At 36.8% G+C, this 15,059-nt stretch carries 15 protein-coding genes; 5 read left to right on the forward strand and 10 right to left on the reverse strand.

Going from position 1 to position 15,059, the window contains the following annotated elements:
- Nucleotides 1-3: 3 nt before the first annotated feature.
- Nucleotides 4-2,064 carry a hydantoinase/oxoprolinase family protein gene (locus Q5N69_RS10815; protein WP_304368931.1) on the reverse strand — a complete coding sequence of 687 codons (2,061 nt, stop codon included), beginning with the start codon at nucleotides 2,062-2,064 and terminating at the stop codon, nucleotides 4-6.
- 402 nt (nucleotides 2,065-2,466) lie between these two features.
- Here Q5N69_RS10815 and Q5N69_RS10820 point away from each other — a divergent pair, with 402 nt between their 5' ends.
- The 4 genes from Q5N69_RS10820 to Q5N69_RS10835 all read left to right on the forward strand — a co-directional run bounded on the left by Q5N69_RS10820 (nucleotide 2,467) and on the right by Q5N69_RS10835 (nucleotide 5,374).
- The gene (locus Q5N69_RS10820; RefSeq protein WP_304368932.1) at nucleotides 2,467-3,699 is read left to right on the forward strand and encodes a class I SAM-dependent methyltransferase; all 1,233 of its coding nucleotides are present in this window, start codon (nucleotides 2,467-2,469) and stop codon (nucleotides 3,697-3,699) included.
- Nucleotides 3,699-4,067, forward strand: a complete 369-nt coding sequence (locus Q5N69_RS10825) for a hypothetical protein (RefSeq protein ID WP_304368933.1) — start codon at nucleotides 3,699-3,701, stop codon at nucleotides 4,065-4,067. Before Q5N69_RS10820 ends, Q5N69_RS10825 begins: the two co-directional genes overlap by 1 nt.
- A gap of 180 nt (nucleotides 4,068-4,247) precedes the next feature.
- Complete coding sequence (locus tag Q5N69_RS10830) at nucleotides 4,248-4,523, forward strand: hypothetical protein (protein ID WP_304368934.1); 276 nt, start codon at nucleotides 4,248-4,250, stop codon at nucleotides 4,521-4,523.
- A gap of 242 nt (nucleotides 4,524-4,765) precedes the next feature.
- Nucleotides 4,766-5,374: a Yip1 family protein gene (locus Q5N69_RS10835; protein ID WP_304368935.1), complete on the forward strand. Its 609-nt coding sequence runs from the start codon at nucleotides 4,766-4,768 to the stop codon at nucleotides 5,372-5,374.
- A gap of 129 nt (nucleotides 5,375-5,503) precedes the next feature.
- Here the strand turns inward: Q5N69_RS10835 and purF are convergent, their stop codons facing one another.
- From purF to Q5N69_RS10870, 7 genes are all read right to left on the reverse strand, one after another.
- The gene (gene purF / locus Q5N69_RS10840) at nucleotides 5,504-7,024 is read right to left on the reverse strand and encodes an amidophosphoribosyltransferase (protein ID WP_304368936.1); all 1,521 of its coding nucleotides are present in this window, start codon (nucleotides 7,022-7,024) and stop codon (nucleotides 5,504-5,506) included.
- Nucleotides 7,025-7,043: 19 nt separating this feature from the next.
- Nucleotides 7,044-7,532: a CvpA family protein gene (locus Q5N69_RS10845; RefSeq protein WP_304368976.1), complete on the reverse strand. Its 489-nt coding sequence runs from the start codon at nucleotides 7,530-7,532 to the stop codon at nucleotides 7,044-7,046.
- A 71-nt stretch (nucleotides 7,533-7,603) separates the two neighbouring features.
- Nucleotides 7,604-8,266 (reverse strand): SPOR domain-containing protein, encoded by a 663-nt coding sequence (locus tag Q5N69_RS10850; protein ID WP_304368937.1) that lies wholly within the window; start codon nucleotides 8,264-8,266, stop codon nucleotides 7,604-7,606.
- A 34-nt stretch (nucleotides 8,267-8,300) separates the two neighbouring features.
- Entirely contained in the window at nucleotides 8,301-9,566 is a 1,266-nt protein-coding gene (gene folC / locus Q5N69_RS10855) for a bifunctional tetrahydrofolate synthase/dihydrofolate synthase (protein ID WP_304368938.1), read from the reverse strand.
- A gap of 17 nt (nucleotides 9,567-9,583) precedes the next feature.
- Entirely contained in the window at nucleotides 9,584-10,450 is an 867-nt protein-coding gene (gene accD / locus Q5N69_RS10860; protein ID WP_304368939.1) for an acetyl-CoA carboxylase, carboxyltransferase subunit beta, read from the reverse strand.
- Nucleotides 10,451-10,608: 158 nt separating this feature from the next.
- The gene (gene truA / locus Q5N69_RS10865) at nucleotides 10,609-11,391 is read right to left on the reverse strand and encodes a tRNA pseudouridine(38-40) synthase TruA (RefSeq protein WP_304368940.1); all 783 of its coding nucleotides are present in this window, start codon (nucleotides 11,389-11,391) and stop codon (nucleotides 10,609-10,611) included.
- Nucleotides 11,392-11,475: 84 nt separating this feature from the next.
- Complete coding sequence (locus Q5N69_RS10870; RefSeq protein ID WP_304368941.1) at nucleotides 11,476-11,961, reverse strand: MarR family winged helix-turn-helix transcriptional regulator; 486 nt, start codon at nucleotides 11,959-11,961, stop codon at nucleotides 11,476-11,478.
- 277 nt (nucleotides 11,962-12,238) lie between these two features.
- Here Q5N69_RS10870 and Q5N69_RS10875 point away from each other — a divergent pair, with 277 nt between their 5' ends.
- On the forward strand, nucleotides 12,239-12,829 hold the full coding sequence (locus Q5N69_RS10875; protein WP_304368942.1) for a carboxymuconolactone decarboxylase family protein: 591 nt from the start codon (nucleotides 12,239-12,241) through the stop codon (nucleotides 12,827-12,829).
- An 80-nt stretch (nucleotides 12,830-12,909) separates the two neighbouring features.
- On the opposite strand, the gene Q5N69_RS10880 is transcribed toward Q5N69_RS10875, so the two are convergent.
- A complete protein-coding gene (locus Q5N69_RS10880; protein WP_304368943.1) occupies nucleotides 12,910-13,047 on the reverse strand; it encodes a hypothetical protein in 138 nt (45 codons plus the stop codon).
- 95 nt (nucleotides 13,048-13,142) lie between these two features.
- Entirely contained in the window at nucleotides 13,143-14,645 is a 1,503-nt protein-coding gene (gene mltF, locus Q5N69_RS10885) for a membrane-bound lytic murein transglycosylase MltF (RefSeq protein WP_304368944.1), read from the reverse strand.
- Nucleotides 14,646-15,059 lie beyond the last annotated feature (414 nt).

Genomic DNA, 15,059 nt, shown 5'->3' on the forward strand with positions numbered 1-15,059 from the left:
CACTTATTTCACTGGATTGATTAACAGATTGCCAACCGCGTCAATATTCGCCTGATAACCAGGTAAAACAACAGTAGTTGAGTCCATTTCACTCACAATAGCAGGACCTGCTACAACGAGTTTTTGGTGCAATTTACTACGATCATATAAAGCACCTTCATGCCACTGACCTTCGTAGAAGAAACGTGTATTTTGAATTTTACAATCTTCTAATGTGAAGTTTTCTTCACCTTGTAAACGCTCTGCTATCTCACCAGAAACCGCTTTAACAACGGCTCTGATCATTAATATTTCATGACCATCATCTAGTTTAAAAGTGAAAAGCTTTTCGTGCTCATCATCAAAATGCCCCGTTAATAAAGCTAAACCTTGGTCTTTCAAATCTTGCTCTGTAAAGTCAACACTGATTTCAAATGCTTGACCTGCGTAACGTAAGTCAGCTTGGAAGGTAACTTCTAAGTCAGCTTCAGCAATACCATCAGCAATAAGAGATTCCGAAGCACGACTTCTTAATTCAGCTAAATCGTTAAGTAGAACATCTGCTGTAGTTTTTTGAGCTAGAGTAAGATAAGTACGTGTAGCTTCATCTTGAACTTGAGTTGTAGCATCACCGTAAGCACAAAGTACACCCGGACCTGGCGGTACAATAACAGGCCATGCGTCAGTTAAAATACCTAAGGCATTAGCATGTAATGGGCCAGCGCCACCAAAACCAACAAGTGCAAAATCTCGTGGGTCGTAACCTTGCTCAACAGAGACTAAACGTAAAGCACCAAACATAGCTTCATTAGCAATTTTGATAATACCTTCAGCAGCTTCCATGGTATCTATCCCCATAGCGTCAGCTACTTTTTTCACTGCAGTAACAGCAGCTTCACGGTCTATCGCCATCGCGCCACCTAATTGTGCATCAGAAGGCAAGTAACCCAATACAACGTTAGCGTCACACACTGTTGGCTCTGTGCCGCCTTTCATGTAAGCAGCAGGACCAGGAACAGCACCCGCTGATTCTGGACCAACACGTAAGGCTTTCGTTAGTTCAGGCACAAATGCGATTGAGCCACCACCAGCACCTACTGTACGAACATCAACTGAAGGCGCACGTACACGTACATCGCCAACAATAGTTTCGCGACGCACTTTAGCTTTGGAGTTTTGAATTAAGGCAACATCGGTAGACGTACCACCCATGTCGAAAGTAAGAATATTGTCATAACCTGCACGACTACAGAAATAGATAGCACCTGCTACACCACCTGCTGGGCCTGACATTAATAAGTTAACAGGTGAATCACCTGAAGCACGACCTGACGCTAAGCCCCCATCTGAACGAAGAATAGATAATTGAACGTCATCTCCCATACGTGCTTTAAGTGCTTGTTGTAAATTGTTAACGTATTTAGCGACTTCTGGACGAACATATGAGTTAACTACAGTAGTTTCTGTACGTTCATATTCCTGCATTTCAGGAACAACTTCGCTTGATATTGAGATTGGCATATCGCCAAAAATTTCTTGAGCAATCGCTTTAGCACGTTGTTCATGCTTATCGCTTAAGTAAGAATTAATAAAACAGATGGTAAGAGCTTCTACTTCACCTTTATCAGCAAGCTTTTGCATATCAACACGCAAAGCGGCTTCATCTAAATCTCTTACCACATTACCTTTAGCATCAATACGCTCATCAGCGCCTATGGTTAATTCTAATGTTGCAAGTAAAGGTTTTTTAACGAAACTTACCCAACCACCTAAACCACCAGGACAAAAAGAGCGGGCAACTTGTAAAGTTTGTTCATAACCTTTAGTCGTTACTAGGCCTACCTTAGCTCCTTTACCTGTTAAAACAGCATTGGTTGCTACTGTAGTACCATGCATAACACGTTTAATATCGGTAGGCGTTACACCTGATTCATCACAAATTCGTGCAATACCATTTAATACACCTACAGAAGAGTCGTGTGGTGTAGAAGGCACTTTAGCAGTGTAAGTTTGGCCGGTCTGTTCATTGATGAGTAGCAAATCGGTAAAAGTGCCCCCAACGTCAACGCCTAAACGATAACTCATAATTCTTTTCCCCTCAATTTTGGCAAATCCAGGTAATAATTGATTAGATAACTGGCATGTCCTCCACGTTTTTTCGATGAGAGAACACTAAAAATCAACCAGTAATGAAAAGGGGTATTTTTATCCACCGCCTCATATTGCTAGCCTCAATGAATAAAACACTGAGTTAGTCTTAATTCATCATAGCTAGGCACTTGAGCAGCGCCATGACAAATGTCAACGGTGGAGCTTTTAGGTTTTATTATAAAAATTCTTCTATTTTTAATTTATGACAATTATCAATGATCTTGGATCTAGGCGAGATTATGGTTAATGAAGTTTAATAAATTATATGAATTGCAATTAAACTATTAACTCTAAGCCGTATGCAATTTCAGCTGAAAACCAGAAGGAGAAATATTAATGCTCAATTGTTTTCAACAAAATCGACACGATATGTTACCTAACATCACTCACGATGATGCATCACGTCAAGAGTTTGCTAAAAGCCTTAAAGGCTATATTCAACAATCTATGTTGCCCGGTTTACAGCCTATTTATGAAAATCGTGTGGCGAAGAATTTTGAACGTGAATATGGTAGACCACCAGAAAATAGACTCGACATTCGTAAAGGCATGTTGCCTGATAATTACTTCCAGCTTTATGCTTCTATTAATCGTATTTCTCAAGAGCTTTTATGGGAATCAGTAAACGTTAGTATTGATAGAGAGTTACCTGAATTAATTGAAAAAGCTAAAGAGTATTCAGCAAGCGCAACGAGTCAGTTAATTATACCTGAAGATTTTGTACCGCCACGTTATGTAAGTGCTTTAGATATTCACTGTATGCCAGGTGGTTATTGCTCTGAGGTTACTAAAGATGATGTTGCTGCAGGTGTTCTTTATGACCGTGGTGTTTATCTATATAGCATGGGGTATACAGGCCCTAATAATGATGATTTAGGTCGTTCTGTTTGTAACTATTTAAAACGTAACAAGCCTGACTTTAAACCACTAAGAATTTTAGATATGGGCTGTACTGTTGGTCATTCAACTTTACCTTATCAAGAGTATTTCCCTGATGCAGAAATTTGGGGAATAGATGTTGGCGCACCTGTTATTCGTTATGCACATGCTCGCGCCAAAGCTATGGGTCACGACATTAACTTCGCACAAATGAACGCAGAAGAAACCACTTTCGAAGATGGATATTTTGACTTAGTTGTCAGCCACATAATGTTGCATGAAACCAGTGCGGTTGCTATGCCTAAAATATTTAAAGAATGTGAAAGACTATTAAAACCAGGCGGCTTAATGATCCATGCTGATTTACCTCCTTTTGACTTAATGGACCCTTTCACTCAATTTATTCTTGATAACGAAACTTGGTACAACAACGAGCCTTTCTGGGGTGCTATGCGTGACATGGATCAAATTGAATTAGCTGAAAAAGCAGGATTTCCACGTAGCGATGTGCGTTTTGATACTGCACCAATGGCAGTAATGGAGTTTGCTGCTGCAGCCGCGGCTGGATATGACATTGATACGGCAGAAGCTGTTGCTGACCGAGACTTTACCGCAGGTGAGTTTGCGCCAGGTGGTGGCTGGGAAGTACTTATTGCACAAAAACCTTTAACTAAAAAGGAGGTAGCGTAATGTCTGATTATACTGCTGACGATCGTCCACACGTAATACAAGATGCCAAAGGCAAACGCCCACAGTTTTCGAACGATAAAGCCACCGATCAATTGATGTCGATGGTAATGGTACTTGCTAGTGAAATTAATGTTCTACACGATAGAATAGATTCGCAAGAACGTGTTGCTAAATTAAATGGCTTAGACCTAAGCGCTGGTATTGAAAAACTAGAGCTTGATGAAGCAGCATTACAAGAACGTGAACAATGGCGTCAAGACTTTATGGGGAGATTGTTTTATGTCTCACGTAAAGAAGCTAATGAAGCTGCTAACAATCAAACAACTCAAGGCTTTCATACAATAATTGAAGATATAGCGAAAAAATAAACGCTTAACTTTATCTATATCTCAATATTAGATTATCACTGAAAATTATGCCTTACCAAGCCAGTTATCTTGATAACTGGCTTTTTTGTGGATGATTATAAACACTAGTGTTTTGATCTTCTGTATAAAGTGCTTAATTTTTGAGAGAATAAGAATATAAGCTATTGAAAAAGGATTTTTATGAAATCTGAAAGTGAAAAGTTAATAAAAAAACACCATGAACTTATTCACACAGATAACCTTAAGGTTATCTCTCATGTTCAAAGAGAAGAAGATGATTGGTTTATTAATACGTTAATGTTTGAAAACATTGATGTGCCTTTTAAATATAAACGCAAACAGCTTTATAAATCGTTAATCAATAATAGAGTTAATGTGACTTATTATGTGAGTAAAGAAGAAGTTGCAGGATTTGAAATTGAGATAATGAACATCGTAAGAATAAAAGTAAGTTAACATGAACAGCTTAAAAGCCTCTAAAACCTATAGATTAAAGCATACTTAAAAGATCTGTTCTTAGATTATTTTATCAACATTTCTTGACCTTTGAGCGTCTATCTTACATAAATAAGAGTGTAAGACTCGATAACAATAAGAACTAAATAACAATAATTAGACAATAATAACTATTTATTCAACATCACTAACCGACATTGAGTTGAGTTATCCTCTGTTCGGCACTGTGGAAGGAGATTACGATGATACTAAATCATATATGGGGCTTGTACGCTCACCCCAAAGAAGAATGGCAGGTAATCGAAAAACGACACGAAAGTTTACTTTATAGCTTAATTCATATTTGCACTATCGCTTTAATTCCAAGTATTTGCGGATACTTTGCAGCAGCTCATATTGGCTGGACTATTGGTGTTGGCGACCCAATAAAATTATCAAATACAAATGCAATTGTTATGGCAGTGATATTTTATTTCACTTTAGTCATTGGTGTTGCAGCTTTAGCATATTTAATACATTGGATGGCAAGAACCTTCGATTCATCTCCTGATTTTACTCAATCATTAGAATTAGCCGCATATACTGCAACGCCATTACTGATGGTTGGTATTGTCGCGTTATATCCTGTTTTATGGTTTGTGGTACTTGCTTGTGTATGTGCCATGGCTTACTCGGTATATCTTTTATATTCAGGTGTACCTATCATGATGAATATTCCTGAAGAAGAAGGTTTTATATACGCTAGTTCCGTTGTCACCTGTGGTTTAGTATTGCTTGTTGGTTTACTTGCCGCAATGATCATTCTTTTTGGCGTTGGTTTAGGACCTGAAGTATTACATATATTTAATTAATTCAAATACGGTGATACTTAATCCCCTCCCCAAGATTAAATATCCTGTAGAATTAAATGAACAAATAATAGATATGAAAAAGGCACCCTGAGGTGCCTTTATTGTTTTTACAAGAAGGTTAATTGCAGACTATTCGTCAGCACCTTCGTTGTACATATCTATTATAGATTCTGCGTTTCGGTCAGAATTCTCTTTGGTTTCATTATTTCTTAAAGCATCTAACTTGTCTAAATAGCTTTGGTTAATATCATTCGTAATATATTGACCATTGAAAACAGAAGTATCAAACATCTTGATTTCAGGGTTAGCTTTGTTAACTGCAGACACTAAGTCATCAATTGATTGGAAAATAAGTTTATCTGCGCCAATAAGGTCACAAATATCATCTAATTCACGGCCATGCGCAATTAATTCGTTAGCACTTGGCATATCAATACCGTAAACGTTAGGGAAACGCACTTCAGGAGCTGCAGAGGCGAAATAAACCTTTTTAGCACCTGATGCTCTAGCCATTTCAATTATCTGGCCAGAAGTCGTCCCACGCACAATAGAGTCATCTACAAGTAAAACATTCTTACCTTTAAATTCTGCTTTAATCGCATTAAGCTTTTGGCGAACAGACTTTTCGCGCTGCTCTTGGCCAGGCATGATAAAAGTTCTACCAATGTATCTGTTTTTAACAAAACCTTGACGGTATGGTATGTTTAACTGGTGCGCGATTTCTAACGCTGAATCGCACGATGTTTCTGGAATAGGTATAACAACATCGATATCAACATCATCCCACTCTCTAACAATCTTCTCACCTAATTTTTTACCCATCTCAACGCGTGATGCGTAAACTGAAACTTTGTCCATTGTTGAATCTGGACGAGCAAAATAAACATATTCAAAAATACATGGGCAATACGTTGGATTTTCAGCACATTGCTTGCTAAAGAGTTCACCTGACTCTGTGAAATAAATAGCTTCACCTGGCGCAACATCTCTTACAAATTCGTAACCACAAGCATCTAGGGCAACAGTTTCTGAAGCAACCATATACTCTGAACCTGTTTCAGTTTCTTTTTTACCAAAAACTAAAGGACGAATACCATTAGGATCGCGAAATGCTAACATGCCGTGTCCAATAACTAAGGCAACAGTTGCATAAGCACCTCTTACTCGTTTATGTACATTGCTAATCGCATTAAACATATCATCAGGAGTAAGCTCTAAGCCTGTTGTACATTGCAGCTCATGCGCTAAGATATTCAATAATAATTCAGAATCAGACGTTGTATTTACATGACGTCTTGCTTGAAGGTTTAACCAGCTTTTTAGTTCATCAGCATTAGTTAGATTACCATTATGAGCTAATGAAATTCCGAATGGTGAATTTGCATAAAATGGTTGAGCTTCTGAAGAACTAGAAGAACCTGCAGTTGGGTATCTGATATGACCGATACCTATGCTTCCTTGTAATCTCAGCATATGGCGAGTATGAAAAACATCTTTCACTAAGCCGTTAGCTTTACGCAATCTAAAGGTGTTGTTATTAATAGTAACAATACCTGCTGCGTCTTGACCTCTATGTTGAAGTACCGTTAATCCATCATAGATTAATTGACTTACGTTACTTTTACCTACTATGCCAACAATGCCACACATGAAACTATTCTCCGCCGAGCTATGATTGTATTAAAAAACTTGATGACTGTTTAAGGTATTCAAAAAACCAAACAACAATCAATTTAAATTCTGGAATAAGTAATGAGTTAATCCACCATTCTGCCGATGCAGATGGGGTAAAAGCGTCTAATAAGAAGAGGATTGCACTAACAATTAAAACACCTCTTAGAGCGCCAAAAGCTAAACCTAAAACGCGATCTGTGCCTGAAAGGCCTGTTTTACTAACAAGTTGACTAATAACATAATTAATTAAAGCGCCAATAATTAGCGTGGAAACAAAAAGAATGGTTATAGCGGCTGCGTTTCGAAGGAATTGATCGGTAATATTTGAAAGATGTACAGCAAGATCCGTATAGAAAGTACTCGCAATAAAGAAAGCACCGATCCAAATAACAACTGATACAGCTTCTTTAACAAAGCCACGGACTAAACTAACTAGCGTTGAAATGCCTATTATTGCCAAAATGGCATAATCTACCCAAATCATCATTCGAATGTTCTCATTGATTAGAGGCGCGCATTCTACCAGATGCGAGCCAAATAAAGCTATTAATTTTGTTATTTAGTAGGATAAAAACGTGTAACTTTACCTTCAACATGAGTTAACTGTTTCAATGGGGTTATTTTGCTTTCTAAGGAAGTCTTATTAATATCAGGGCCTACAAATACTTTCGTTAAGGTGCCGTTCTTAGTTTTTATTGGACGGGTAAAGGTTGTATACCCGTGGTATTTTAATTTTGCAACTAAGTCTGAAACATTCTTTTCATGGCGAAAGCTTCCCAGTTGTATTACCCAAGCTTCTTTAGCGTCAATTTTCTTAGGAATTGTTTTAACTTCAACTTTAGGTTCTGGTTGCTTAACTTCTTCACCTAATTTTTCAGCTTTTGCTAAGGTTTTTACTTTAACAATATCGGTTGTTAATACAGGAGTTGTAAAGTCATCTTCAATAGTTTTAAGTGTATCTTCTTCTGAGGCAAGTTGAAGCAGATTGTCTTGCTCTTCTTCAATAACCTCTTCTGATTTAAGTTCAATATCTTCTAACTTCTCTGAAGGAAAAGGTTTTACAGAAGTATTAAGTTCAACTTTAGGTGATTGAGGAATATTTTCAAATTCTGCGTTATATTTCTTTTTATTTCCATCAAGAAAATCGGGAAGAAATATAATAGCTACGGCGGCTACAATAACAGTTCCAACTATTCGATTTTGAAAAGGTGTAGACAAACTAAACTCCTAAAATTAACAGACTATTAAAGGCTTACTCTTTAACAAGTAAACGCCTTATTTCGGCTACGGTATAAAATGATCCGTAAACTAAAATCAAATCATCTGAATTCGCTACAGAACTCGCCATTTTAAATGCTTGAGTGACATTGTCAAAGCAATTAACTGATTCATTAACGATGTTAAGTTTTTCACAAAGTTGTTGAGCAGTTGCGCCTCTTGCAACATTCAAGCTACCTAAAAACCAGGTATCAACATGTTCAATAAGTGGTGCTAATGCATTCGTTATATCTTTATCAATTAACATACCCGTTACAGCAAAAACTTTATTGTAGTTCATTTGCTTTAATTGGCTTGCTAAATATCGAGCTGCTTGAGGGTTATGCCCAACATCGAGAATAACATCACAGTTTTCAACAAAGCGTTCTGTTCGCCCTGCGACTTTGGTTAACTCAATAACATGATTAATTTTAGCTGAATCTAACTCAATACCTAACAGAGAAATAACCGTTAATGCTGTAGCGACATTATCAATAGGAATATGCGGTTTATTGAGTTGCTCAAAAACCTTACTATGCAATGTAAACGACCAAGCATTATCATCTTGTTTTAAAGAAAACTCTTGTTCTCGATATAATGCTTTTGCATTAATACTTGATGCATGAGTAATGACTGACAATGGCGTATCTAAATCCCCAACAACAGCAAATGTGTTGCTGCACATGATACCGGCTTTTTCAAAACCAATTTTTTCTCTGGTATCACCTAAGAATTTTTGATGATCAAGATCTATGGTGGTTAAAACAGCAATATCACAATCAACCATATTAGTAGCATCTAATCGTCCACCTAGACCTACTTCTAAAATAAGGTAATCTGGTTTGGATTCGCTTACAATAATTAGCGCGGCTAATGTGGTGTATTCATAATAGCTTAACGAAATATCAGCTCGTGCTTGCTCTATTTTCTCAAAAGCATTGATTAAAAGCTGATCTTCTATATCAGTCTTATTAATTCGCAAGCGCTCATTAAACTTTTCAATATGAGGAGAAGAATAAACAGCAACAGAAGCATCTTCATTTAATAAGAAGTTTTCTAAAAATGCGCAAGTTGTACCTTTGCCGTTTGTACCTGCAACCGTCACAACTTTTGAAGCACTTAAGTCGATAGATAAGCGTTCCGCAACTTGCTTAATACGAGTGAGCCCCATATCAATTTCAGTAAAATGAATACTTTCTATATAAGAAAGCCACTCATCAAGAGTGGATCTTAATGAGTGGCTTTTTAAATTTTCTTTCATGTATTTATGCTAAATTCTTAAGAAGCTTTAGGGCTTTCGTATCCCATAAACTTAGCTAACATACGCGATAGAGTAGAACGCATTTCTCTACGATCTACAATTATATCTATCGCACCTTTTTCTTTTAAGAACTCACTACGCTGGAAACCTTCAGGCAATTTCTCACGTACAGTTTGCTCAATAACACGAGGACCAGCAAAACCAATTAAGGCTTTAGGCTCTGCAACATTGATGTCACCTAGCATAGCTAAACTTGCAGATACGCCACCCATTGTAGGGTCAGTAAGTACTGACACATAAGGTAAACCTTTTTCGCTCATCTTAGCTAAAGCAGCACTTGTTTTTGCCATTTGCATAAGTGAAAACAAAGCTTCTTGCATACGAGCTCCACCACTTGCAGAAAAACATACAAACGGTAAGTTATGCTCTAAACAGTATTCAACACCTTTAACAAAACGGGCGCCAACAACTGATGCCATTGAACCACCTAAGAAAGCAAATTCAAATGCAGCAACTACAATAGGAGCACCATTTAATTCGCCTTTCATTACAACTAGGGCGTCTTTTTCACCTGTTGCTTTTTGAGCAGCACTTATACGATCTTTATATTTTTTAGAGTCTTTAAACTTTAAAATGTCTTTTGCTTCAAACTCTTCGCCTAATTCAACTCTGCCATCTGGATCTAAAAAGCCATCAATACGCTTTCTAGCGCTGATTCTCATATGGTGGTCACACTTAGGACACACGAACATTTGACGTTCTAATTCAACTTTATATAGTACTGCATTACATTCAGTACACTTGCTCCATACGCCTTCAGGAACGCCACGTTTTGATGTAGCCTTAGAATTGGCTTTCGGGAGAATTTTTTCTATCCAGCTCATAATTTACATTGCCTATTGCACAAGGAAAGAGGATTAAATTGATTAAAAATAAATCAAAACAATCGAAAATTTTTAAATAATCTTATATAACCCATAATTAAAACATATTTTACACTATTTTTAATACTAAAAGTTACGCTATTAGCGTAGTTTTTTCTTTAAGTTAAAAACAGAGGTCCTAAATGTCGTTTAGGGATATCGAATTCTTCAGGGTAATCTACGTCAACAAAATAAAGCCCAGCAGATGCAGCAGTCATTCCGGCAACACATCTGTTTTGAGCATCAAGCACTTCTTTTATCCAAGAAACGGGACGATCTCCTTGCCCCACTTCCATCAATGAACCAGCAATATTTCTAACCATATGATGAAGAAAGGCATTACCTTTTACATCAATAATCACATAATCGTTTAAACGAGATACATTGATATGATACAAGGTTCTGATGGCAGAATGAGACTGGCAGTGTACAGTACGATATGAAGTAAAATCATGTCGCCCCACAAGAAGTTGCGCTGCTTGATGCATTAAGTTTTCGTTTAACGGTTGATGACAAAAACTAATACCGTGATTTAATATCGCTGAACGCAATCTTGAGTTATAAATAATATAACGATAGTTTCTTGCTGTTGCGCTGAATCTAGCGTGAAATTCATCACTCACAGGTTTAACCCACGACACAGCTATATCTGCAGGTAAATGAGTATTTACACCTAATGTCCAAGCGACATCTTTACGAATTTGGTCGGTATCAAAATGTACAACTTGATTGGTTGCATTTACACCAGTATCAGTTCGCCCAGCACAAATCACTTCAATAGGCTCATTTGCTATTTTAGAGAGTGCCTCTTCAACTCTTTGCTGAACACCAATACCATTATTTTGGCGCTGCCAACCACAGTATCTACTGCCGTCGTATTCTATACCTAAAGCATATCGCATTAATTACTCCAATGTTTCGGGCGCGCATTGTCCTATATTTAAGCTCAAAATATCAATACTATTTTTTTCAGACTCACCATTTTTTTAATCATTTAGGCCTTTCTTGTACCAACGGATCAATTCTTTTTGATCTGCAGGCGGCTCTTGTCCTTGATTAATCATTTCAATGGCTTGTTCAGCTAATAGTGATTCAGCTTTTACTTCTATTTTTTCTAGCATTTCATAAAACAAAATTCTTTCTTGTTCTGTTAATACACTTTCAAGCTCTTGTGAACGCGGCTCTAAAGCAGCTGTCAGTTCACCATAAAGTTTTGCCCCAGCTTCATTGAGGCTTAAATTCTTAATATTTTTGCCAAATTTATCAGCTTCAATATCAATTAACTTTAGGGTCTGAAGTTTTTTTACTGCTCGGCTTACAGTGTAAGAATCTAATCGTGATTGATACGCTATGTCTGCAGACTTTATTGGCATATATGAACCAATATTCAACAACACACGCATCTCTCTTGGTTCTAAATTACATAAACCTCTAATCTTCCAATCACGATTTAATGCCAATAAATTACTCACTACGGCAACTCGAAACGGAAGATGAGTAGTTAAATTTAAAGGGCTGTTAATTTTATTGGAAAGCTTAAAGGCTTTTTTCCTGGCTGAAGATGAAATGCTGATGTTCTCAATAAAAATGAATAATATGACTGTAACATTTATCTATCTCAACTTGTATATAGCTCATCATATTAACCCTTAGAAATACAAACAAACGCAATACACTTATTGCAAATGCAACACTGTATATTTATGCTAAGTTCACTTAAATAATAAACAATATGGATGGAGGTAATTTATGCCTTTAGTTAAACCTTTGGCCTCAGATCATGATGATGAAGTTGCAGAACTTGCTCGATTTTTTAATGAAACATTAGGATTCTGCCCTAACAGTGTTTTAACCATGCAACGCCGCCCAGCAATTGCTAAAGCATTTATTAGTTTGAATATGGCTGTAATGGCCAATGAAGGCCGTGTAACAGCTGAACAAAAGCGCTTAATTGGTTACTTAACCAGTGCAAATACCGGTTGTCGTTACTGTGAGGCTCACACTATTTTGGCCGCTGAACGTTACGGTGGAACTGAAGAGCGTTTAGCAAATATTTGGTCTTTCCGTGAAAGTGACTTATATACTGCAGCTGAAAAAGCGGCATTTGAATTTGCTTTAGCGGCATCAAGTGTTCCTAATGCAGTGAACGATGAGGTTTCTGCTGAAATAAATAAATATTGGGACGAAGGTGAAGTTGTTGAAATCTTAGGTGTTGTAGCCTTATTTGGCTATTTAAACCGTTGGAATGATTCTATGGGGACAACAATGGAAGCTGGTGCAGTAGATGCTGGTGAACGTTTATTATCTGAATCGACTTGGACTCGTGGTAAACACGTTTAATGGCTCACTTATAAATAGAATTGTAGGTAGAGGCTTAATTTTAAAAATCATTAAGGGCCGCTACTTACTTCTATTTCAATTTAAGCGTTTTTCTCTTCTAAAAGCACAGTTTCTTGTATAAATTGTGACTGACGACGACCAATCGTTTTGCTTTTTTGACGATTTAGTTGTCTTCTTCTTTGCATACTTGTTAAACGTTTTCTTGTATTAAATGACATATTAAGTTCTCCTTTTAAGCTGTCATTATGGTGATGATTTATGAACTATTTATGACATTCATAAATTAATTTCTAAAACAGTCAATGTTTTGAAATTAAGAATCGCTAGAGGTGATTGGAGAGGTAATTTCAGTTGAAGTGTCTTCTTCTGTATTTTCATTCGTTTCAATCATTAACGACTCTGTTTCGCTGGTTTCAAGCTCTAGCAACTCTTCTTCATTTTGAGTCTGCTCAACCATCCAATCTAACGTATCATAGTAACGACGAATGTTCTCAACATAATTAACAGGTTCATCGCCACGTGCATAACCATATCGAGTAGTTTTGTAATATTTCTTTTGCTTTAGTAAGGGTAAACGTGATTTTACTTCAACCCAGCGATCAGGATCACCACCTTGGCGTTCAGTAATTATTCGAGCATCGTTCAAATGCCCAAAACCTACATTATATGAAGCTAATGCAAACCATAAACGATCAGGATATTGAATACGATCAGGCATTTTATCTATCATTCTTTTGATATATTTAGCGCCACCACGAATGCTTTGGTCAGGATCTAATCGACTTTCAATTCCCATTTGTTTAGCAGTTGGTAACGTCAGCATCATCAAACCTCTAACACCAGTATGAGAGCGTGCTTTAGGATCCCAATGAGACTCTTGATAACTTATAGCAGCTAATAGTTTCCAATCAACTTCTTGACCATGCTTTTCAAAAATTGGGCGAAATTCAGGTAGCGTATCTTCAATCGCTTTAATAAACATTCGAGTATCAACATAGTTGAATTGTTCGATATGTCCGTAATACTTATCGTCTAAGGCTAATAAAGTGCCGTCATGGTGAATTTCACCAAAAAACTCAACTAAACTGGCTAATATAGACGTATCATTTTCTTTACTTACTAACCAAGACAGTTGCTCTGACTCTTTAATAGTAAAACCGATACTAATTTCAGGATAATAACGACGACTAATTGCTAAGGCATTGCTGTCTATTACAGTGTAATCAATTTCGCCTTCTAAAACTTTAAGTAGTAATTCTTCAGCATCTAGATCTGAACTTTCTTGCCAAGACAAACTGTCGTTAGTCAATTTAAGTTTTGCCAAATTTTCTGCATGACTCGTTCTTGCAGTAACAACCAGCTTTCCAGTAAGTGCATCTAATGTACGTGGTCTTTTATTGCCTTGTTTAAAAACAAGTTTCTGACTAACGGTATCGTAACTTGGGGCGACACTATATTCTTGCAAGCGTTTATTCGTAACAGCCAAACCTGCAGCTACAAAATCAACATCACCAGAATCAAGCTTGGGAAATAAATCATCAATATGGTAGGCAGGAACAACAACCAGCTCAACGCCTAAATAATCGGCGTATTGTTTAGCAAGTTCATATTCAAAGCCAGTAGGTCCTTCAGCTTCAATATAATAGCTTGTTGCTCCATATAAAGTCCCTACTGTCACGTAACCACGATCAATGATCCGTTGAAGGCCAGAGACTTTGTTTACAGGCTGACAGCCAAACAAAAATATTGAACACAATAGAAGAAATGTTATTGGATACAATATATTGTAGGATGATTTTCGTAATTTATTTTTCATATCCCTATATTGTGTCGTTATTTACTCTATTTCGCAAAGATCTTTTTAATAAAATATATCTTTAATAGGTTTTAATTGTTGATTGTATTAGAAGAAAACTTAACTTTACACATTGTATTTATGACTGTTCTCAAATGATAATTAAAGTTCAACACTTGACCAGATTGTGAATTGTTAGCAAGAATAAATCACTAAACAAAATAACAAATAATGACTACATAAAAGAGTCAACAATAAGGTTAAGTATTGAACACCTATAGCCAGAGTAAACCGCAAGAAGCATTTCCTTTGTACTTCATGTTAAACCGCAATAATGAAGTTCTAATCACCTAGCATTAAAACCCATAAAACCTGAGCATTCGGTCAAGTTTCACGTCTTTATTTTTGCCTTTAAAATGGTACTGATTACTGTAT

The organism is Pseudocolwellia sp. AS88 (assembly GCF_030551755.1).
Classification (GTDB): domain Bacteria; phylum Pseudomonadota; class Gammaproteobacteria; order Enterobacterales; family Alteromonadaceae; genus Pseudocolwellia.